At 56.6% G+C, this 19,718-nt stretch carries 19 protein-coding genes; 13 read left to right on the forward strand and 6 right to left on the reverse strand.

From position 1 onward, the window contains the following. Positions 1-143: 143 nt before the first annotated feature. The 5 genes from GOX45_RS09765 to coxB form a co-directional block, all read right to left on the reverse strand. Positions 144-959: a cytochrome c oxidase subunit 3 gene (locus GOX45_RS09765; RefSeq protein ID WP_171100348.1), complete on the reverse strand. Its 816-nt coding sequence runs from the start codon at positions 957-959 to the stop codon at positions 144-146. A 22-nt stretch (positions 960-981) separates the two neighbouring features. Further along, a complete protein-coding gene (locus GOX45_RS09770) occupies positions 982-1,557 on the reverse strand; it encodes a cytochrome c oxidase assembly protein (RefSeq protein ID WP_171100349.1) in 576 nt (191 codons plus the stop codon). After that, on the reverse strand, positions 1,557-1,718 hold the full coding sequence (locus GOX45_RS09775) for a hypothetical protein (protein WP_171100351.1): 162 nt from the start codon (positions 1,716-1,718) through the stop codon (positions 1,557-1,559). The genes GOX45_RS09770 and GOX45_RS09775 overlap by 1 nt, the downstream gene beginning before the upstream one ends. After that, the gene (gene cyoE / locus GOX45_RS09780) at positions 1,715-2,665 is read right to left on the reverse strand and encodes a heme o synthase (RefSeq protein WP_171100353.1); all 951 of its coding nucleotides are present in this window, start codon (positions 2,663-2,665) and stop codon (positions 1,715-1,717) included. Before cyoE ends, GOX45_RS09775 begins: the two co-directional genes overlap by 4 nt. Positions 2,666-2,749: 84 nt before the next feature. Next, positions 2,750-3,661 carry a cytochrome c oxidase subunit II gene (gene coxB, locus GOX45_RS09785; protein WP_171100355.1) on the reverse strand — a complete coding sequence of 304 codons (912 nt, stop codon included), beginning with the start codon at positions 3,659-3,661 and terminating at the stop codon, positions 2,750-2,752. Between the two features lie 176 nt (positions 3,662-3,837). On the opposite strand from coxB, the gene tldD reads away from it, so the two are divergent. The 5 genes from tldD to GOX45_RS09810 all read left to right on the forward strand — a co-directional run bounded on the left by tldD (position 3,838) and on the right by GOX45_RS09810 (position 10,814). Next, positions 3,838-5,259 carry a metalloprotease TldD gene (tldD, locus tag GOX45_RS09790; RefSeq protein WP_171100357.1) on the forward strand — a complete coding sequence of 474 codons (1,422 nt, stop codon included), beginning with the start codon at positions 3,838-3,840 and terminating at the stop codon, positions 5,257-5,259. 208 nt (positions 5,260-5,467) lie between these two features. Beyond that, positions 5,468-6,592, forward strand: a complete 1,125-nt coding sequence (gene dprA, locus GOX45_RS09795; protein ID WP_171100359.1) for a DNA-processing protein DprA — start codon at positions 5,468-5,470, stop codon at positions 6,590-6,592. 180 nt (positions 6,593-6,772) lie between these two features. Next, entirely contained in the window at positions 6,773-9,391 is a 2,619-nt protein-coding gene (gene topA, locus GOX45_RS09800) for a type I DNA topoisomerase (RefSeq protein ID WP_171100361.1), read from the forward strand. 92 nt (positions 9,392-9,483) lie between these two features. Further along, entirely contained in the window at positions 9,484-10,188 is a 705-nt protein-coding gene (locus GOX45_RS09805; protein ID WP_171100363.1) for a CoA transferase subunit A, read from the forward strand. Further along, the gene (locus GOX45_RS09810; protein WP_171100365.1) at positions 10,188-10,814 is read left to right on the forward strand and encodes a CoA transferase subunit B; all 627 of its coding nucleotides are present in this window, start codon (positions 10,188-10,190) and stop codon (positions 10,812-10,814) included. The genes GOX45_RS09805 and GOX45_RS09810 overlap by 1 nt, the downstream gene beginning before the upstream one ends. Positions 10,815-10,867: 53 nt before the next feature. On the opposite strand, the gene GOX45_RS09815 is transcribed toward GOX45_RS09810, so the two are convergent. Further along, a complete protein-coding gene (locus GOX45_RS09815; RefSeq protein ID WP_171100367.1) occupies positions 10,868-11,734 on the reverse strand; it encodes a lytic transglycosylase domain-containing protein in 867 nt (288 codons plus the stop codon). Between the two features lie 348 nt (positions 11,735-12,082). On the opposite strand from GOX45_RS09815, the gene GOX45_RS09820 reads away from it, so the two are divergent. From GOX45_RS09820 to GOX45_RS09855, 8 genes are all read left to right on the forward strand, one after another. After that, positions 12,083-12,286 (forward strand): hypothetical protein, encoded by a 204-nt coding sequence (locus GOX45_RS09820; protein ID WP_171100369.1) that lies wholly within the window; start codon positions 12,083-12,085, stop codon positions 12,284-12,286. 88 nt (positions 12,287-12,374) lie between these two features. Further along, the gene (locus GOX45_RS09825) at positions 12,375-12,569 is read left to right on the forward strand and encodes a hypothetical protein (RefSeq protein ID WP_171100371.1); all 195 of its coding nucleotides are present in this window, start codon (positions 12,375-12,377) and stop codon (positions 12,567-12,569) included. A gap of 148 nt (positions 12,570-12,717) precedes the next feature. Then, entirely contained in the window at positions 12,718-13,599 is an 882-nt protein-coding gene (cpaB, locus tag GOX45_RS09830; protein WP_171100373.1) for a Flp pilus assembly protein CpaB, read from the forward strand. 194 nt (positions 13,600-13,793) lie between these two features. After that, complete coding sequence (locus GOX45_RS09835) at positions 13,794-15,200, forward strand: type II and III secretion system protein family protein (protein WP_171100375.1); 1,407 nt, start codon at positions 13,794-13,796, stop codon at positions 15,198-15,200. 16 nt (positions 15,201-15,216) lie between these two features. Beyond that, complete coding sequence (locus GOX45_RS09840; RefSeq protein WP_171100377.1) at positions 15,217-15,840, forward strand: OmpA family protein; 624 nt, start codon at positions 15,217-15,219, stop codon at positions 15,838-15,840. Between the two features lie 206 nt (positions 15,841-16,046). After that, positions 16,047-17,276: an AAA family ATPase gene (locus GOX45_RS09845; RefSeq protein ID WP_171100379.1), complete on the forward strand. Its 1,230-nt coding sequence runs from the start codon at positions 16,047-16,049 to the stop codon at positions 17,274-17,276. 17 nt (positions 17,277-17,293) lie between these two features. Beyond that, positions 17,294-18,730 (forward strand): CpaF family protein, encoded by a 1,437-nt coding sequence (locus tag GOX45_RS09850; RefSeq protein WP_171100381.1) that lies wholly within the window; start codon positions 17,294-17,296, stop codon positions 18,728-18,730. A gap of 12 nt (positions 18,731-18,742) precedes the next feature. Further along, positions 18,743-19,711: a type II secretion system F family protein gene (locus tag GOX45_RS09855; protein WP_171100383.1), complete on the forward strand. Its 969-nt coding sequence runs from the start codon at positions 18,743-18,745 to the stop codon at positions 19,709-19,711. Positions 19,712-19,718 lie beyond the last annotated feature (7 nt).

The raw sequence follows: 19,718 nt of genomic DNA on the forward strand, positions 1-19,718 counted from the left end.
GTATCAAAGCCGGAATCGGCGTCTTGTTAAGGGCGCAGTGCAGCGATTTGCAACAACGCAATTGTATCGGGCGCAATCTTGCGCCCTGATAGAGAAAAAGCCGCCCCTGGGGCGGCTTTTGCATTTGAACAGCCCATCCGGCGTTACATCAGCGGGGCCTGACCCCAGATGTATACGGCAAAGAACAGGAACAACCAGACGACGTCGACGAAGTGCCAGTACCAGGCAGCAGCCTCAAAGCCCACATGTTTCTCTGGCGTGAAATCGCCCTTGAGCGCCCGGATCAGGCACACAGACAGGAAGATCGTCCCGATGATCACATGCGCGCCGTGGAACCCGGTGGCCATGAAGAAGTTCGAATAGAACTGATCGCCGCCGAAGACCCAACCCTCATGGGCCAACAATTCATAGTACTCAAAGGCTTGCAACGCGGTGAAGGCGATGCCCAGCACGATACCGATCGCCAGACCGTTGATCAGCGCCTTGCGGTCATTGTCATGCACAAGCGCATGGTGCGCCCAGGTGATCGCACACCCCGACAACAGCAGAACCAGCGTGTTGATCAGCGGCAGGTGGAACGGGTCAACCGCGTGAATATCCGGCTGGATATATTCGGTGCCCGCATAGTCGTACATCGGATACATGCGATGTTTGAAGAACGACCAGAACCAGGCGAAGAAGAACATCACCTCGGACATCACAAACAGGATAAAGCCATAGCGCAACCCGATGCGCACAACCGGCGTGTGATCACCCTGACGGCTTTCGACCACCACTTCGGACCACCAGGCGAACATGGTGTAAAGAACACCAACAAGGCCCATCCAGAAGATCCATGGGGTAATCCCGTGCATCCACAGAACGGCTCCGAACAGCATCACAAATCCGGCTACCGCGCCGACCAATGGCCAGATCGACGGGGCCAGAATGTGATAATCATGGTTTTTTGCGTGTGCCATCAGCGTCCCTCACCTACAGGCGTTAGTTCGTGTTTGTATCATCCTGCGTCTCAAGGGCGGCATAGCCCTCGGGCAGGTCAATTTCGTAGAATGTATACGACAGCGTGATCGTATGCACATATTTGGCTTCCAGATCTTCGACCAGTTCCGGGTCAACGAAGAAGCTGACCGGCATCTCGACCCGCTCACCGGGTTGCAAGACCTGCTCTTCAAAGCAGAAGCAGGCGATCTTCTGGAAATAGCCACCAGCAGAATACGGCGCTACGTTGTACGACGCCTGCCCCGCGATCGGTCTGTCGGTCGGATTATATGCCTCGTAAAACGCCAATCCGGTTTCGCCAATGCGAACCTCCATCTCGCGTTCCACGGGTTTGAACTCCCAAGCCATGTCTTTGGCTTTCGAAGCGTCAAAGCGCACAGTGATGGTGCGGTCAATGATGTCCTCGGGCGCCGCCTCGGCCACGCCTGTCGTGCCACCAAAGCCGGTCACCCGGCAGAACCAGTCGTAGAACGGGACCGCTGCCCATGCCAGGCTGCCCATCAACAGGACCAGCCCCACTGTTTGAGCAACCGTTTTCTGAGGACCAGACAGAGCCATCAGTTTTGAACCTCTTGCGTTGCCATTCCAAAATCGGTGCCCGAGACCTTTACGACCGTCAGGCCAAAGATAATCACGATAAACGCCGCCAGCATCAGGCCAACGCCCAGATTGCGACTAAACCGGCGTTGATGCAGCTCGTGGGACTTGCGCAGGCTCATGACCAGCCTCCCAGACCGTAGGGCTTCAGCAGCGCCTCGACCAGAATCGCGCCAAAATGCATGAAGAGATATAGCAGCGACAGCTTGAAGAAACTGCGTTCGACCTTGAAGTTATCAGCTTCGGAATCCGCTTCGGTCCGGCGCGAAATCTGCCAGGCGCCCCGCAAGAACAGTGCGTTCAAGATCAAAGCGACAGCCAGATAAATCGGCCCGCCGATGCCCGAGAACCCCGTACCGATCGCCAGCAGCGCCAGCAGAACGGTATAGATCAGGATATGCGTGCGGGTCGCCCGGCGACCATGGGTCACCGTCAGCATCGGGACGCCCGCATCGTCATAGTCCGAGCGCATGAACAGTGCCAAGGCCCAGAAATGCGGCGGTGTCCACATAAAGGTCAGGGCGAACATGAGCCAAGGCTCAAGCGTCATGGATCCAGTGGCCGCGACCCATCCGATCACCGGCGGGAAGGCCCCTGCCGCGCCACCGATTACGATGTTCTGTGGCGTCGTACGCTTGAGCCACATGGTATAGATCACGACGTAGAAAAAGATAGTGAAGGCCAGGAATGCGCCGGCAAACCAGTTGGTCGCCAACCCCAGCATGATCACAGACAGACCGGACAGAGCCAAACCAAGTGCCAGCGCTTCGCCCTCGTCCACCTTGCCCGAAGGAATTGGACGCCGCTTAGTGCGCTTCATGACCCGGTCGATATCCGCGTCCCACCACATGTTCAACGCACCCGAGGCGCCGCCGCCGATGGCAATGAACAGGATTGCGCAAAAGCCCACAATCGGATGCACGGAAACCGGCGCCGCCAATAGGCCGACCAGCGCAGTAAACACCACAAGCGACATCACGCGCGGCTTGAGCAGCGCGAAATAGTCGCCAAAGCCGGCTTCATCCGCCTGGGCGGGTGCTGTGCTGGCATTGATGCTTGCGTCGGTCATTTCCGGTCCTTCTTAGGCGAAAGCTGCGCGATCCCCCGCGCAGCCCGTTAGCTGTGTCAGGTGGCCTGCACCACTCTGGTCGATTTAGTTCGCCGCAACTTGATAGCTCTGCGGCAGGCCCGCATATTCATCAATCGCGCCCTGCAGCCATTCTTCATAGGCTTCTTCGCTCACCACTTTGACGGTGATTGGCATGTAGGCATGGTCCTTGCCGCACAGTTCCGAGCACTGGCCGAAATAGATGCCTTCACGGTCCGCTTCGAACCACAGCTCGGCCAAGCGACCCGGAACACCATCCTGTTTCACCCCAAAGGATGGGATGGTCCAGGAATGAATCACGTCCGATGCGGTGACCTGCATGACGATGACCTTACCCACAGGAACAACAACCGCGGTGTCGGTGGCCAGCAGCCACTCATCGTCGCTGTACCCCGCATCTGCAAGTTTGGCGCGCATCGCGTCGTCGAGCACAAACGGTGTCACATCTGCATCAGCCGGGCGCGCGCCTTCGTCCAGGGTTGCCGGGTGACCCAGCAGGTAGCTGTCGAAGGCAAAGTCGTGATCGACATACTCATAGGTCCAGTACCACTGGTTGCCGACCACCTTGATAACAACGTCGCCTTCCGGGATTTCCTGCTGTTTGAACAGCACCGGCAGCGAAAACGCCCCGATGAAGACCAGAATCAGAACCGGGCCCAAGGTCCAGGCAATCTCGACCGGAGTGTAGTGCGAGAATCGCGCAGGCGTCGGATTTGCGCGCTGGTTGTAGCGCACGATGCAATAGACCAGCAGGGCTGCAACAAAGACGCAGATCAAGGTGATGATCACCAAAAGCATGTTGTCCAGCCGGTGAATTCCGGTGGCCAGATCCGTGGCTGCAGGCTGGAAACCCATACCGCCATCCACCGGTTTGCCAATAATCTCAAGCTCCTGAGCCATGGCGGGAAGGCTGGAGAGGGCTGCCATAAGCCCCGAAAGCATCAAAGCATTCTTCATGTTCTGTCCTGATCGTTTGATCTTTGCGTCTCTGGCGAAAAGATGTGAATCGGTCACACCTCACCCGTTGTCTTTGGCCGCGTTAAAAACCATATTCCTGCGGGTAGATAAAGCAAAATGCTTGCGTCAAACAGACGCTATTTTTGATCTGGATCAAACCGGAAAGGTCCCGCCCCATGTCCAACGACCCGTTTCGCCCATTTGAAAGCGCCCTGCCACTGGACGAAGCCCTGTCTGTTTTGCAGGCAGCAACGGACGGCGCAGAAGACGGAGACCTGTTTGTCGAACGGCGGAAATCCGAATCTCTGGTCTTTGACGATGGGCGATTGCGCAACGCGTCTTATGACGCGTCCGAGGGATTCGGTCTGCGTGCGGTCCAGGGTGAAGTTGCCGGGTATGCGCATTCCACCGACGTTTCGATGGCGGCACTGAAGCGGGCGGCTGAAACCGCACGACTGGCGGTGGGCGATGGCGGCGGCAGCCTGGCCGAAGCGCCGCGCCCGACCAACACGCGGCTTTACACCGATCAGGATCCGATCGAGTCCGCTGATTTCCCGGTCAAGATCGAAACCTTGCGCGCTATTGACGCCTTTGCACGTGACCTCGACTCACGTGTCGTGCAGGTCAGCGCAACGATCATGGCTTCCGTGCAAGAGGTCCAGATCCTGCGCCCCGATGGCGTGTTGGTGCAAGACACGCGTCCAATGACCCGGCTGAACGTCTCGGTCATTGTCGAAAAGGACGGTCGTCGCGAAAGCGGATCGGCGGGTGGCGGTGGGCGTGTTGGTCTGGACGGGCTGATTGATCCGGCCGATTGGCAGGACAAGGCCCGCGAAGCGCTGCGCATTGCTCTGGTCAACCTCGACGCTGTCCCTGCCCCTGCTGGTGTGATGGAAGTCGCGTTGGGCCCCGGCTGGCCCGGGATATTGCTACATGAGGCCATTGGCCACGGGCTGGAAGGCGATTTCAACCGCAAGGGCAGCTCGGCCTTTGCAGGGCTGATGGGGCAGCAGATCGCCTCGAAAGGTGTAACTGTTGTAGATGACGGAACCATCGCGGACCGTCGCGGCTCGATCACCGTGGATGATGAAGGCACGCCCAGCGCGCGCACTGTACTTATCGAAGACGGTATCCTGACCGGATATATGCAAGATCGCCAGAACGCACGCTTGATGGGTGTTGCCCCCACCGGGAACGGTCGCCGTCAAAGCTATGCCCACAAGCCCATGCCACGTATGACCAACACGATCATGCTGGGTGGAGACGCAGACCCCGCGTCGCTGGTGGCCGATATCAAGGACGGCATATGGGCCGTGGGCTTTGGCGGCGGTCAGGTCGATATCACCAATGGCAAGTTCGTGTTTTCCTGCACCGAGGCGTATCGCGTCGAAAATGGCAAGATCGGCGCACCGGTCAAAGGCGCAACGCTGATCGGAGACGGCCCCTCGGCCCTCAAACGCATCCGGGGCCTGGGCAACGACATGGCTTTGGACCCCGGTATGGGAACCTGCGGCAAAGACGGCCAATGGGTGCCTGTGGGTGTGGGGCAGCCAACCGTTTTGATGGACGGGCTGACGGTGGGCGGATCGGCGACCTAACCGCGCAGCGGCACAGGGTTACCCTTGTGCCGCTATGTGCCTTTGCCTGCGGCCCGAAAAGATTCTCTGGAAGAAACTCTTTTCTTTTCAATGCACTGCGCCAAACTCCCTCCTCTCACATTCGAAATTTCGTCTAAAACTATCCAAGATTCACAAGCTGTTAACCCCGAATCCCGTAAACCGGTTCTGCAATCAGGCGGAGCAACGGATGACCGAGGAGCAGCTTTCTTCCAATCACCCCCCACTCCCACCCACCACGGAAGAGGATCGGTTTTCGTGGCTCCGTCTGTTGCGCTCGCGCAAGGTTGGTCCGGCGACATTTCGCAGGCTACTGCGCGAACATGGCTCGGCGCAGAACGCGCTGGCCGCGCTGCCCGAAATGGCACGCGCAGCCGGAATCGAAGGGTATGAAATTTGCCCTCCTGGCGTGATTGAGGCGGAACTCAAGGCCGCAAAAGCCGCCAAAGCGCGGCTTTTGTGCCTTGGCGCTTCCGATTTCCCAGATGCTTTGAATGATCTCAGCGACGCGCCTCCGATGCTTTGGGCGCTCGGCGATACATCCCTGTTGCGAAATACTGCGGTCGCCATGGTCGGTGCGCGGAACTGTTCGTCTCTGGGTGCGCGCATGGCCCGGGGATTGGCGACAGATCTTGGCGGCAAAGGTGATGTGATCGTGTCAGGTCTGGCGCGCGGTATTGATACCGCGGCGCATCTGGCGGCGCTTGAGACCGGTACAATTGCCGTCATGGCAGGCGGCGTTGATGTGATCTATCCTGCTGAAAACACCGATCTGGCCCACATGATCGCGCAACAGGGACTACGCCTGTCGGAACAGCCCATGGGCGTGACACCGCAGGCCCGGCATTTCCCGCGCCGCAACCGGATCATCTCGGGTCTGGCGCGCGCGGTGGTGGTGGTTGAGGCCGCCGCCAAATCCGGCAGCCTGATCACCGCCCGGGACGCTTTGGATCAGGGGCGCGAGGTGCTGGCGGTTCCCGGCCATCCCTTTGATGCGCGGGCGGCAGGATGCAACACGCTGATTCGCGACGGCGCGACCCTTGTGCGTTCGGCGGATGATGTCATTGAAGCCCTGCCAGCGCAGGCTGAACTCTTTGCTGAGCCTCAGCCTGCGATACCGACGCCGGCCCCCAAACCCGCGCACGCCATACACACGCAGATACTTGATCGTCTTGGCCCCTCACCCATCGCCGAAGACCAATTGCTGCGCGATATTGCAGCGACGGCCGGGGAACTGGGTCCGGCATTGGTCGATCTTGAATTAGAGGGCCGAATCCAACGTCAGCCCGGAGGCCTCCTGTCTTTGGCCGGTTGATCAACCCGGTGTGATATTCCCGGCCTGGCGTCCTGACAAGGCGATGATAGCGTCAATAGTGCGCTGAAATCACGTCGCTTTTCACACAGTAAAAGGAACGCATTGACAATTCTATCTTGCCCCACACATTTTGCACCACCATAGAAGGCGCCCATTTCGTCGAGCGAGGATTCCCCTTAAATGCCCGTAGTTGTTGTAGAATCTCCGGCCAAAGCAAAAACAATCAATAAATATCTCGGCCCTGACTACACGGTTCTGGCCTCGTATGGCCATGTGCGGGACCTGCCCCCAAAGGACGGATCGGTCGATCCCGACCACGAATTTTCGATGAAGTGGGAGGTTGGCAATGACAGCCGCAAACATGTCAAAGCCATTGCGGATGCGCTGAAAGAAGACAACGCCCTGATCCTCGCCACCGACCCTGATCGTGAGGGTGAGGCGATCAGCTGGCACCTGCAAGAAGCGCTGACCAAGCGCCGCTCGATAAAGAAAGACACGCCGGTCAGCCGTGTGACCTTTAATGCCATCACCAAAGAGGCCGTGACCGAGGCGATGCGCAACCCTCGCGAAGTGGATATGCCTTTGGTCGAGGCCTATTTGGCCCGACGCGCACTGGATTATCTGGTGGGGTTCAACCTGTCTCCGGTTCTGTGGCGCAAATTGCCCGGTGCGAAATCCGCCGGTCGTGTGCAATCAGTCTGTCTGCGTCTGATCGTCGAGCGTGAGATGGAGATCGAGGCGTTCAAACCGGTTGAATACTGGTCAGTCAAGGCGCTGTTCGAAACTCCGCGCGGCCAAACCTATGAGGCGCGTTTGGTCACACTGGCCGGGAAAAAGCTGGACAAACATGATCTGGCCAACGCGACCCAGGCGGAATTGGCGGTTCAGGCCATCACCAGCCGCGCGCTCAGCGTGACCTCGGTCGAGGCCAAGCCCGCCGCGCGCAATCCCAGCGCGCCCTTCATGACCTCGACCCTGCAACAGGAAGCCAGCCGCAAGTTCGGCATGGGCGCACGCCACGCGATGCAGGTGGCACAACGGCTCTATGAGGCAGGATATATCACCTATATGCGGACCGATGGGATCGACATGGCGCACGAGGCCGTAGCCGCCGCGCGTGATGCAATCGCCGACCGCTATGGCAATGAATACGTGCCCGACAGCCCGCGCATGTACAAGAACAAGGCCAAGAACGCGCAGGAAGCGCATGAATGTATCCGCCCAACCGATATGACGCGCGATGCCAAGGCCCTGAAAGTGACGGATGAGGATCAGCGCAAGCTTTATGACCTGATCTGGAAACGCACCATTGCCTGTCAGATGGCCGCCGCCCGGCTAGAACGCACCACGGTCGAGATTGGCAGCGAAGACGGTCAGGTGGGTCTGCGCGCGACGGGTCAGGTAGTTCTGTTTGACGGGTTCATGCGCGTCTATGAAGAAGGCCGCGACGATGTGGTCGACGATGATGACAAGCGCCTGCCGCAGATCATGCAAGGCGACCCGGCGAAGTTCGCCAAGACCTCACTGAAAGACCAATTTGCCAAGGCAGAAGACAAGGCCGCGATCCTGTCCGACAATGAGGCCGTTCTGGCCCTGCAACACCATACCCAACCCCCGCCGCGCTATACCGAGGCCACTCTGGTCAAACGGATGGAGGAGTTGGGCATCGGGCGACCGTCGACCTATGCCTCGATCGTGACAACGATTCAGGACCGCGAATATGTGCGCAAAGACAAGAACCGGCTGATCCCCGAGGAAAAGGGCCGGATCGTCACGATCTTTTTGCTGAACTTCTTCCGCCAATATGTGGGCTATGAATTCACCGCCAACCTGGAAGAAGAGCTGGATGATGTCAGCGCCGGTGATCGAGACTATAAAGACCTTCTGGGTAAATTCTGGCGCGATTTCTCAGCTGCGATTGGTGAAACCTCGGAACTGCGAATCTCGGAAGTTCTGGACAAACTGGACGAGGCGCTGGCCCCGCAGTTGTATCCGCCGCGCGAGGACGGATCTGATCCGCGCGTCTGTCCCAAATGCGGTGTGGGTCAGCTGCATCTGAAAACCTCGCGCACCGGCGGGTTTGTCGGCTGTGGCAATTACCCTGAATGCACCTATACCCGCCCAATTGCTGGCGAAGGGGCCGAAGGCGATGAGCGGCTGCTGGGCGAAGATGCGGGTGATGAGATCTGGCTGAAATCCGGTCGGTTTGGGCCTTATGTTCAACGTGGAGAGCCAACGCCAGAGAACAAGAAACCCCCGCGCGCCTCGCTGCCGCGCGGCTGGAGCAAGGACGACATGGATCTGGACAAGGCGCTGACGCTTCTGTCCCTACCCCGCCAGATTGGTGAACACCCCGAAGGCGGCATGATCAGTTCGAATTTCGGACGGTTCGGTCCCTATCTGATGCACCAACTGCCCGACGAGGCGAAACCGGTCTATGCCAACCTCAAAGATCCGAACGACGTGTTCGAGATCGGGATGAACCGCGCCGTCGAACTTCTGGCCGAGAAACGCGCCAATCCGGGTCGCGGTCGCCGGGCCGCTGCGAAACCGTTGAAAGAACTGGGCGAGCATCCCGATGGCGGTGCCATGCAGGTACTGGACGGGCGTTATGGGCCCTACGTCAAATGGGAGAAGGTCAACGCCACGATTCCCAAGGACATCAAGCCCGAGGACGTGACGCAGGAAATGGCCATCGAACTGGTCAATGAACGCGCGGCCAAGAAAGGTACCAAGAAAAAGGCCGCACCCAAAAAGAAGGCGGCTGCAAAGAAGACCACCAAGAAAGCGGCGGAATAGGTAGAAATACCACCCTCCCCCCGGTTTCGTTGACTTCCCAGTGACGTGGCGGCACAACTCGGCACAACACCACGTCTTGGGGGGAATCGTACATGAAGAAAATCTATGACAATGCCACCGAGGCGCTCGATGGGGTGATCTCGGATGGCATGTTGATCGCGGCAGGCGGGTTTGGCCTGTGCGGTATCCCGGAACTGCTGCTTGAGGCGATCAAGACGTCGGGCGCAAAGGATCTGACTTTTGCCTCGAACAATGCCGGTGTGGATGATTTTGGCATCGGGATCCTGCTCCAGACTAGGCAGGTCAAGAAGATGATCAGCTCTTACGTGGGTGAGAACGCGGAATTCATGCGTCAGTATCTGGCCGGAGAACTGGAGTTGGAATTCAACCCGCAAGGCACTTTGGCTGAACGGATGCGTGCCGGTGGTGCAGGCATTCCCGGCTTTTACACCAAAACGGGTGTAGGCACCGTGATCGCCGAAGGCAAAGAGCACAAAGAGTTCAACGGCGAGACTTACATTATGGAAGAAGGCATCTTTGCCGATCTTGCCATCGTGAAAGCCTGGAAAGCCGACGACACCGGCAACCTGATCTTCCGCAAGACCGCGCGCAATTTCAACGTGCCCGCCGCGACCTGTGGCAAGATTTGCATCGCTGAGGTCGAAGAGATTGTTCCGCGCGGCTCGCTGGAGCCGGATGCGATCCACCTGCCCGGCATCTATGTGCACCGCATCATCCGGGGCAGCCATGAAAAGCGCATCGAACAGCGCACCACCCGCAAGAAGGAGGATGCATAATGCCCTGGGATCGTAATCAGATGGCCGCCCGTGCGGCGCAAGAGCTTGAAGACGGCATGTATGTGAACCTGGGCATCGGGATTCCGACGCTGGTGGCGAACTATGTGGGCGACAAGGACATCACCCTGCAATCCGAGAACGGCATGCTGGGTATGGGCCCGTTCCCCTTCGAAGGTGAAGAAGACCCCGACCTGATCAATGCGGGCAAGCAGACGATCACCGAATTGTCGCGCACTTCGTATTTCGACAGCGCCACCTCATTTGGCATGATCCGCGGCGGTAAAATCGCCGCTGCGGTTCTGGGTGCGATGGAGGTTGATGAAGAAGGTGACCTGGCCAACTGGATGATTCCCGGCGTTCTAGTCAAAGGCATGGGTGGCGCCATGGATCTGGTTGCCGGTGTTGGTCGCGTGATCGTGGTGATGGATCACACCAACAAACACGGCAAATCCAAACTGCTGAAGAAATGCACCCTGCCACTGACCGGCAAGAAAGTTGTGAACCGTATCATCACCAATCTGGGTGTACTGGATGTCGTCGAAGGTGGTTTGAAGATCGTCGAACTCGCCGAAGGGGTGACCGAGGATCAAATTCGCGAGGCAACCGAAGCAAATCTGGTCAACTGATCCGCTTTGCCTCCACCAATAGAGAAGGCCCGCCTTTTTGTGCGGGCCTTTTTTCAGTTCAGTCCCTGAAAGACGCAACCATCCGAGATGTATTGAGGCGGCGTGGTGCAAAGAGCCCGAGCCACCTGAAAGGCCGCAAGAACCTTGGGCACATAATCTCGGGTTTCAGCATAGGGTGGAACCCCGCTGTGTTTGCGCACCGCCCCTTCGCCCGCATTGTAACCCGCTAGAACAAGAATCGGGTCGTTGCCGAATTCTTCCATCAACCAGTTCAGGTATTTCACACCGCCCGCAATGTTCTGATCGGGCTTCAGGCTGTCACTGACCCCAAATCGTGAGGCGGTTGCGGGCATCAATTGCATCAATCCCTGCGCCCCGGCGGAGCTGACAGCGTCTGCCCGTCCCGCAGATTCGACCGAAATAACCGCAAGCACCAAAGCCGGAGACACGTTTGTTCCCACTGTCGAACGCAGAATATCAACGCCGCGCTGCTGCGCGATGTCTTGCAAGCTTTGCAGCCTTGGTGACGAGACGTTGACATGAGACAGCGCCTGAATCGCTGAGCTCAAACGCTCGGCACTGGCGCGGTCGATCTCTGGCGACACACGATTCCAGAACGCTTTATAAGACCCGACCGGCTTGCTGGCTTTGCCCGGCAAAACGAAGTCAGGTGGCGGCGCTTTTGCCCGCGCGATGATTTCGGGCACGATGAGTTCAGCGCCGGTACTTGGCGCAGACGGTTTCGCCGCGTGTTCTTCTGGCGTTATCTGTATCGTTACACGAGGGCTTGTCCCCGGTGCCGGTGCCTTGATGCGCTTATAGACGCCACGTGGTTCTTGTTCGGTCGCCGATACCGAAATTGCCCCTGCAATGGGCAACAACGCTGCTGAAGCGCATATCAGCGCTTTGCGAAATAACATTTGCCTGCCTCGAATGTTCTTTTTGCTCATTTAGAACCCTGAAACACCGCTCGGCGCCAGCAAAACATCCCAGAATGGGGCAGTTTCGCCTCATTTGCCGCTATTTTGCATCGCTTCTCAGGAGTCTTTAAGAAAATATGAAAATATTTCCCTATATTTTTCAGCCACTTAATCATCTCAAAGGAAAAAAATCGCGTCTTTTTCCAAAAAAATTGCGTTTGGCCCAATTCCTGCCACGCGCAACAGGCAAACATTGGGTCATACCGAGACGATCGGGAGCGGACTGAGAGAGAAAGCTCTGAAAGACGCCTAGGTTATTACTTTTTGATCCTTTAGGAGGGACGTAACATGATCAAGTTCATCAAGAACTTCCGCAAAGACGAAGACGGTGCTGTGACCGTTGACTGGGTCGTACTGACCGCTGCTGTTGTTGCTCTGGCAGCAATCGCTTACAACCAGATCAGCGCTGGTGCCAGCGACCTGGCCGGTGACGTAAGCACCGCTCTGACAGACACCACAGTAACTGCGCCGAACTTCACACCTTCGCCGTAATATCAGCAACAGCTGAAACATGAATTTGGGGGTCGCGCCTTTGCCAAGGCGGGACCCCTACTTATTAGCCCAGGATGGTAGCGAAACGATGTTGGTAAAATTTATTGATTTCTTCCAATCCGAAGACGGCGCTGTCACTGTCGATTGGGTGGTCTTAACCGCCGGGATCGTCGGACTTGCAGGCCTAACCTATACTCAGTTGAACGGGTCTCTTCAGGAACTTGATGAAAAAACCGGTAGTGCGCTGGAGAATGTACAGGTGGTGCAACTCAAATTCGACTAGAGTCTAGAGGCTTAGCACACCTTTTTATGACCTAAAAACACTGCGCATTGTCCCCTTTTTCGACACAATTCCAGATTACGGTTGTCTATGAGCCAAAGCGGCAATGATCGCCGTTTGAAGTGAAACAACATTAGGTAACGAGGAACAAATGCGAGCTGTTTTTGGACTTGTTCTGATCATCGGGGTCGCGTTGGCCGGTGGTGCTGTATATCTAGCACGCGACTATATTACAAAAACTCGCGCGCAGCAGGCTTACGAGCTGCGGCAACGCGAAGAAGCACTTGCGAATGCACAGGCCGGGCTTGTCCCAACTGTCGAGGTAATCGTTTCGAATCGGTCACTCCGCTACGGTGAAAAACTGGTCGCAGAAGATGTCCGCACCGTGCGCTGGCCCGAGGACGCGATACCCGAGGGTGCATTCGTGGACATGAGCGTTCTGTTCCCGGACGACGCCAACAAAGATCGCTTTGTTCTGCGAGCGATGGAAAAAGACGAAGCGCTGCTTGCCGTAAAGGTCACGCGACCAGGCGAAGCTGCCGGGCTAACATCCCAACTTGAAAAAGGTATGCGCGCCTTTGCCATCAGCGTAGATGTCGCATCGGGTGTTTCGGGCTTTCTGCGTCCTGGTGACCGTGTAGATGTCTACTGGACAGGGTCGGTCCAAGGGCTTGGACAAGGCGTCGCCGGTGAAATCACCCGTTTGATTCAAACAAATATCGAATTGATTGCGGTGGACCAGACAGCTGGATCGGATCTGACGGGCGCGACAATCGCACGAACCGTAACCGTGGCAGCGACATCTGAACAGATTGCTGCTCTGGCGCAGGCGCAAAACACAGGACGTATGTCGCTGGCGCTTGTTGGGTTCCAAGACGAAGAGGTCGCGAGCGCGGTAGAAGTCGATCAGCGCAAACTGTTGGATATCAAAGAAGCCGCACCGGCGCCCGCTCCAGTGCCCGAGCGTGTCTGCACGATCAAAACCCGCCGCGGCGGAGAGATCGTCGAGACTCCGATCCCCTGCACAAATTGACGTCAATTCAACCCGTTAACGTTATTGGGCCGCGCTTCTTGCGCGGCTCTCTCTTTTAGGTTGTTGCGGATTGTCCACATAAGGAAAACTCCGGAAACCATTGATTATTGCAATAAATCCAGATTCATCGCAGGCTCCGCTCACATAGGGCATTAGACCCATATAACAGAGTGGTGATCGGAGAGGCAGGTCACATGACAATACGTTCCTGGATCAGCGCAACCCTGCTGGGGTTGTCGCTAGTTGTGGGCCCAATCGGCGATGCCGCTTGGGCTGAAACCCTTCGCGTGGTCAAGAAAGGGACAGCGGAAACGCTGGAAGTTCCCGTCAACCGCGCGATTGTAGTAGAAAGCGAGCAGCCGTTTGCAGAGCTTAGCATTGCAAACGCCGGTATCGCTGACATTTCTTCGCTATCAGATCGGACGATCTATGTGCTGGGTAAGACACCTGGCCTTACGACGCTGACATTGTTCGATGGCGCAGGCAACCTTCTGGCCAATGTTCGGGTGCGTGTTGCGCCGGATGTGACAGAGTTTAAAGAGCGGCTTCGCCAAATTCTGCCAAACGAGCAGATCGAAGTGCGCACAGCCAATGACGGTATCGTGCTATCCGGTACGGTTTCCAGCAGCGCACGTCTGGCACGTGCACTGGAATTGGCCGAACGGTATGCCCCCGAGCGTGTGTCCAACCTGATGAGCGTCGCGGGTGTTCAGCAGGTGATGCTGAAAGTCCGCTTTGCCGAGATGAACCGGTCGGTCGCCAAAAGCCTGACCGCATCGCTTGGCTTTGGCGGAACTGACGCATCAGGCGGCTTTAATACCCTGAACAACCAAGGTGCATTGAGCAACGCTTTGAACAACAACATTCCGTTTGTTCAAACGAATACCGGCGCTATCCTCTTCGGGTTTGGCGCGGGCTCTACTCAAGTCCGGTTGTTGCTCGAAGCGCTTGAAAACAAAGGGCTGGCGCGCAGCTTGGCGGAACCGAACCTGTCTGCCCTTTCTGGGCAAGAGGCCGAGTTCCTGGCCGGTGGTGAGGTTCCGATCCCGGTTCCGCAAGATGATGGCGTGGTCGCAATTGAATACCGGCAGTTTGGTGTTCAGCTTCTGTTCGTTCCACGCGTTGTCGACGGAGACCTGATCAACTTGGAACTAGGCGCAACCGTGTCCAGCATCGACCCGAACTCGACCTTCACCATCAATGGTGACAACGTTCCAAGCTTTATTGTGCGGCAAACGCGGACAACCGTTGAACTGCGCGATGGTGAAAGCTTTGCGATTGCTGGGTTGATCCAAGATGACTTCGCAGATCTGAGCGCACAAGTTCCATGGCTCGGTGACGTTCCTGTGTTGGGTGCACTGTTCCGCAGTTCGCAATACCAGCGTGAACAGAGTGAATTGATCATCATCGTAACAGCGCATCTGGTCACGCCGACACGCGGTGAGGCGCTTGCCCTGCCGACAGATCGGGTGAAACCGCCCAGCGAGTTTGACCTGTTCGTCAACGGGCGCGTCGCCAGAACCGAACGTCTTGGCAATGGTGCCGCGTCAGAGATCGCCAATCAAGATTTCGGCAGCTCATACGGCTACGTGCTGGATTAATTGGAGGGTAAGACCAATGAATAAGTGGATTATTACACTCGGTCTTTCAGTCGCGATCGCTGGCTGCACACGTGAAGCAGGATTTGAGATTGATCAGGGCACTTTTGGCAACGCCACCTTGAACAATATCCAAGTTCAAAGCGGAGAACTGTCCTACGCACAGATCCTTGGGCAACGCTTCGCTGCTGAGGTACCGACGCAAATCAACTTTGCTTTCAATAGCTCGCAGTTGGACGCGTCTGCACAGCAAATCCTGTTGCGCCAGGCCGATTGGATCAAACAGTTCCCCGAAGCACGCTTCCGCGTTTACGGGCACACGGATGCAGTTGGATCAAGCGGATACAACCAGGCTTTGGGGCAACGTCGCGCCAATGCCGCAGTTGCTTTCCTGACCCAACAGGGTATCTCGCGCTCGCGTCTGGAGGCAGCTGTTTCGTTTGGCAAATCGCGCCCACTGGTCGATACGCCAAATCGGGACCGTCGAAACCGCCGAACCGTAACCGAAGTCTCGGGTTTCGTTGACAGCCGCAACCAGCTGCTCGATGGCAAGTATGCTGAAGTCATTTATCGCGAATACGTCGAAAGCGCGAAAACAAAGAGTGACATTCAGAAACAAGAAGACGTCAATAGCGGCGAATAACACAATAAAATGAAATTGGGCGGCATCGTCGCCCAATTTCAAACAATTGGTTCTTTTGCGCCTAAATCTCGCCCAACTTCCACGCGACATTGCGAACAATAGGGTGACCTGCGGTTTAGATTGACCGCACCAGGGCGACAGCGAACCAGAACCTTCCCTACAGTTCAGCCGGTTTGCTCAGCCCTCTCGACGAGGATTGATTTAAGATGAGCGCAACGCCGCACGATGATGACACCGCCATCCTGGCCTGCACAATCAGCCGGGATGTTCAGAATTTCGACCTTCTGATCGAAGACATGGAAGCCGCTCTGGGCGAACGCTGGGGCGATCTCGGTTTCGCCGAAGCCCTTGCTTTTTTCAGCCAACCCGAAGCCGAAGCGTTGGAGTTCGTAGCGCTGGCCATAGATGGTGATGACGAAGACAACCTCTCTTTGATGGGTGAGATCATTGCTCAGGCAAAAGAAAAAAAGATCAAGGTTGTTCTGATCGCGGAAGACGTTACTCCAGCCTCATTGCACCAGCTTTTGCGCAAAGGCGCGGACGAATTTGTCCCCTACCCGCTTCCAGAAAACGAATTGCAAGAGGCAATCGATCGGATGAACCAGCCCGATCCGGTTGTCGTTCAGCAATCGGCGGTCGCGTTGGCCGAAAACTCGGCCAAAGAAGGCGCTTTGTTCGTTGTCCATGGGCTTGCTGGTGGCGTCGGGGCGACGACACTGGCCGTGAACCTTGCCTGGGAACTGGCTAATGTGTCGCCCAAAGACGGCCCAAGTGTTTGCCTGATCGATCTGGATTTGCAATACGGCACCGTTTCAACCTATCTCGACCTGCCGCGCCATGAAGCTGTTTTTGAGATGCTCTCCGATACAGCGTCGATGGATGAAGAATCCTTTGCCCAAGCGTTGCAGACATTTGATGACAAACTGGAAGTCTTGACCGCACCGTCAGACATGGTTCCGCTGGACATCATTACGCCCGATGACATTCAAAAAGTTATCGATACAGCGCGCAGGCATTTCGACTATGTCATCGTGGATATGCCAAAAACGCTGGTTCACTGGTCCGAGACGGTGTTGCAGGCAGCACATGTTTACTTTGCTGTGATCGAACTGGACATGCGATCAGCCCAAAACGCGCTGCGCCTGAAACGTGCGCTGCAATCCGAAGAGCTTCCGTTCAACAAATTACGCTTTGCGTTGAACCGGGCACCCAAGTTCACGGATCTCAACGGGAAAAGCCGGGTCAAACGTATGGGTGAAAGCCTTGGAATTTCCATCGATTTGCACCTGCCCGATGGCGGCAAGCCGGTCATGAACAGCGGCGACCATGGTCTGCCCTTGGAAAGCTCAGCGGCCAAAAACCCGTTGCGCAAAGAAATCGCCAAACTGGCTCAATCGCTTCATAGCCTTGGTAACAACGACGCTGAAGCCGCTTAACACGAGGGAGAGTCGCCGTGTTTTCAAGATACAAGAAACCTTCCGACGCCCAACCGGTCCAGCAACCGCCTCAGGCGTCGGCTGCTGAGACAGCAGCGCCTCAAGCCACTGCAAACGCCGTCGTGCGCAAACCCGTTCAAAAGGTCAAAGGCGAAGTTGTCGGATCGGACAAAGAGCGCAAGCGCAAAGAGCGTTTGGGTGAAATCAAGCTAGAGCTGCACCGGGAACTGCTGGAAAACCTGAACCTGGCAGCCCTGGAAAACGCTGCAGAATCCGATCTGCGCACTGAAATCAGTGCAATTGCCAGCGAAGTTCTGGAATCGCGCAACATTATCCTGAACCGTGAAGACCGCACTCAGCTGAACAAAGAGCTGTATGACGAAGTCACCGGTCTTGGTCCACTTGAGACCTTGCTTCAGGATGAGACTGTCAACGATATTCTGGTGAACGGTCCACAGCAGATCTTTGTGGAACGTGCCGGTAAGCTTGAAATCAGTGACATCACCTTCAAAGACGAAAAACACCTGATGCGGATTATCGACAAGATCGTATCCGCCGTGGGTCGTCGTGTTGATGAGTCGAACCCTTATGTGGACGCCCGTCTTGCCGATGGCTCGCGTTTCAACGCCATGGTCCCGCCGATTGCGGTTGATGGCTCGCTGGTGTCCATTCGTAAGTTTAAGAAAGACAAGCTAGGGATCGACGATCTGGTCAATTTCGGCGCGTTTACCGAGGAAATGGCGGCATATCTGCAGGCCGCAGTATCGACCCGCCTGAACATCATCGTGTCGGGTGGTACCGGTTCGGGTAAAACGACCACGCTGAACGCCTTGTCCAGCTTCATCGACGACGCCGAGCGCATCCTGACCATTGAGGATACTGCGGAACTTCAGCTGCAACAGACCCATGTTGGTCGGATGGAAAGCCGCCCGCCCAACGTGGAAGGCAAAGGTGAGGTCAGCCCGCGCGATTGTCTGAAAAACGCCCTGCGTATGCGCCCTGACCGCATCATCGTGGGTGAGACGCGTGGCGCCGAGGTGATCGACATGTTGCAGGCCATGAACACCGGCCACGACGGTTCCATGACCACGATCCACGCCAACTCGGCCCGTGACGGCATCTCGCGTCTTGAAAACATGATCGCGATGGCCGGGATCGAAATGCCGATCAAGGCGGTCCGCAGCCAGATCTCAAGCGCTGTGAACCTGATCGTTCAGGCCAGCCGCTTGCAGGACGGCTCGCGCCGGATGACTTCCATCACCGAGATTACCGGGATGGAAGGCGACGTAATCTCGATGCAGGAAATCTTTAAATTTCAACGCGTTGGCCTGACCCCCGACAATAAGATCATCGGTCATTTCACAGCCACCGGCGTGCGCAGCAACTTCTCTGAGCGCTTCCGCTTGTGGGGCTTTGACCTGCCCGCTTCGATCTATGACCCCACCACGATGTAGGAGACATCAGATATGCAATTGCCGTTTGAGGCGCTCATCTACGTCGCCATTTTTGTTGGGGTGCTGGCCCTGGTTGAAGGTCTTTATCTTGTTACCTTCGGCAAATCCATCAGTCTGAACAGCAAGGTCAATCGCCGCCTCGATATGATCGACAAAGGCGTCGGGCGCGAACAGGTTCTTGAGCAGCTGCGCAAAGAAATGCAGCAGCATATGAAGACCCAGTCGATCCCGCTGTATTCGCTTCTTGCGGACAAGGCACAAAAAGCAGCGATCGCTTTCTCACCAAGACAGTTGGTTGTCATTATGGCAGCGTTGTCCGGCTTGGTTTTTGTCGCACTCAGCGTGGCCACCGCAACGGACATTCTGCTGCGCTCGGCGCTTTCGGTCGCGATTGGTGTTGGCGCTGTTTATGCGTGGGTTAACCAAAAAGCTAAAAAGCGCATGGCACTCATCGAAGAACAGTTGCCTGACGCTGTCGAGCTTATGGTTCGATCATTGCGTGTCGGTAACCCGTTCGTTTCGTCCATTCAGATCGTCGCGAATGAGGTCGATGGTCCGCTGGCGACCGAGTTTGGCATCATCTCCGATGAAGTCGCCTATGGTCGCGATGTGGGTGAGGCGCTGAAAGAAATGGCGGCCCGTTTGGATATGCAGGATCTTCGCTTCCTCGCCGTTGCGGTTGGGATCCAGCAACAATCTGGTGGTAACCTTGCCGAAATTCTGGCTGGTCTGGCCCAAGTGATCCGGGCACGGTTTCGTCTGTTCCGCCGCGTGAAAGCAATCACCGCAGAAGCGCAATGGTCGGGCAAGTTTCTATCGGGTTTCCCGGTGGCGTGTCTGATCTTTATCATGGTGAATGATCCGACCTATTACGACGATGTTTTGGATCACCCGTATTTCATCCCCGCGTGTTTCTTCGTTGGCATCATGCTGACGCTGAACCTGATCGTCATGCGCATTCTGACAAACATCAAGGTCTGAGGTTGGG

Source organism: Ruegeria sp. HKCCD7255, from assembly GCF_013031565.1.
In the GTDB taxonomy this organism is placed as follows: Bacteria; Pseudomonadota; Alphaproteobacteria; order Rhodobacterales; family Rhodobacteraceae; genus Ruegeria.

Bases quoted from the DNA above. Each gene is read 5' to 3' on its own strand.
- GOX45_RS09855 (WP_171100383.1), top strand. From the start codon at position 18,743: ATGCAATTGCCGTTTGAGGCGCTCATCTACGTCGCCATTTTTGTTGGG.
- GOX45_RS09840 (WP_171100377.1), top strand. From the start codon at position 15,217: ATGAATAAGTGGATTATTACACTCGGTCTTTCAGTCGCGATCGCTGGC.
- GOX45_RS09770 (WP_171100349.1), bottom strand. From the start codon at position 1,557: ATGGCTCTGTCTGGTCCTCAGAAAACGGTTGCTCAAACAGTGGGGCTG.
- GOX45_RS09835 (WP_171100375.1), top strand. From the start codon at position 13,794: ATGACAATACGTTCCTGGATCAGCGCAACCCTGCTGGGGTTGTCGCTA.
- GOX45_RS09825 (WP_171100371.1), top strand. From the start codon at position 12,375: ATGTTGGTAAAATTTATTGATTTCTTCCAATCCGAAGACGGCGCTGTC.
- GOX45_RS09820 (WP_171100369.1), top strand. From the start codon at position 12,083: ATGATCAAGTTCATCAAGAACTTCCGCAAAGACGAAGACGGTGCTGTG.
- coxB (WP_171100355.1), bottom strand. From the start codon at position 3,661: ATGAAGAATGCTTTGATGCTTTCGGGGCTTATGGCAGCCCTCTCCAGC.
- GOX45_RS09845 (WP_171100379.1), top strand. From the start codon at position 16,047: ATGAGCGCAACGCCGCACGATGATGACACCGCCATCCTGGCCTGCACA.
- cyoE (WP_171100353.1), bottom strand. From the start codon at position 2,665: ATGACCGACGCAAGCATCAATGCCAGCACAGCACCCGCCCAGGCGGAT.
- GOX45_RS09775 (WP_171100351.1), bottom strand. From the start codon at position 1,718: ATGAGCCTGCGCAAGTCCCACGAGCTGCATCAACGCCGGTTTAGTCGC.
- GOX45_RS09805 (WP_171100363.1), top strand. From the start codon at position 9,484: ATGAAGAAAATCTATGACAATGCCACCGAGGCGCTCGATGGGGTGATC.
- topA (WP_171100361.1), top strand. From the start codon at position 6,773: ATGCCCGTAGTTGTTGTAGAATCTCCGGCCAAAGCAAAAACAATCAAT.
- tldD (WP_171100357.1), top strand. From the start codon at position 3,838: ATGTCCAACGACCCGTTTCGCCCATTTGAAAGCGCCCTGCCACTGGAC.
- GOX45_RS09810 (WP_171100365.1), top strand. From the start codon at position 10,188: ATGCCCTGGGATCGTAATCAGATGGCCGCCCGTGCGGCGCAAGAGCTT.
- cpaB (WP_171100373.1), top strand. From the start codon at position 12,718: ATGCGAGCTGTTTTTGGACTTGTTCTGATCATCGGGGTCGCGTTGGCC.
- GOX45_RS09765 (WP_171100348.1), bottom strand. From the start codon at position 959: ATGGCACACGCAAAAAACCATGATTATCACATTCTGGCCCCGTCGATC.
- GOX45_RS09815 (WP_171100367.1), bottom strand. From the start codon at position 11,734: ATGTTATTTCGCAAAGCGCTGATATGCGCTTCAGCAGCGTTGTTGCCC.
- dprA (WP_171100359.1), top strand. From the start codon at position 5,468: ATGACCGAGGAGCAGCTTTCTTCCAATCACCCCCCACTCCCACCCACC.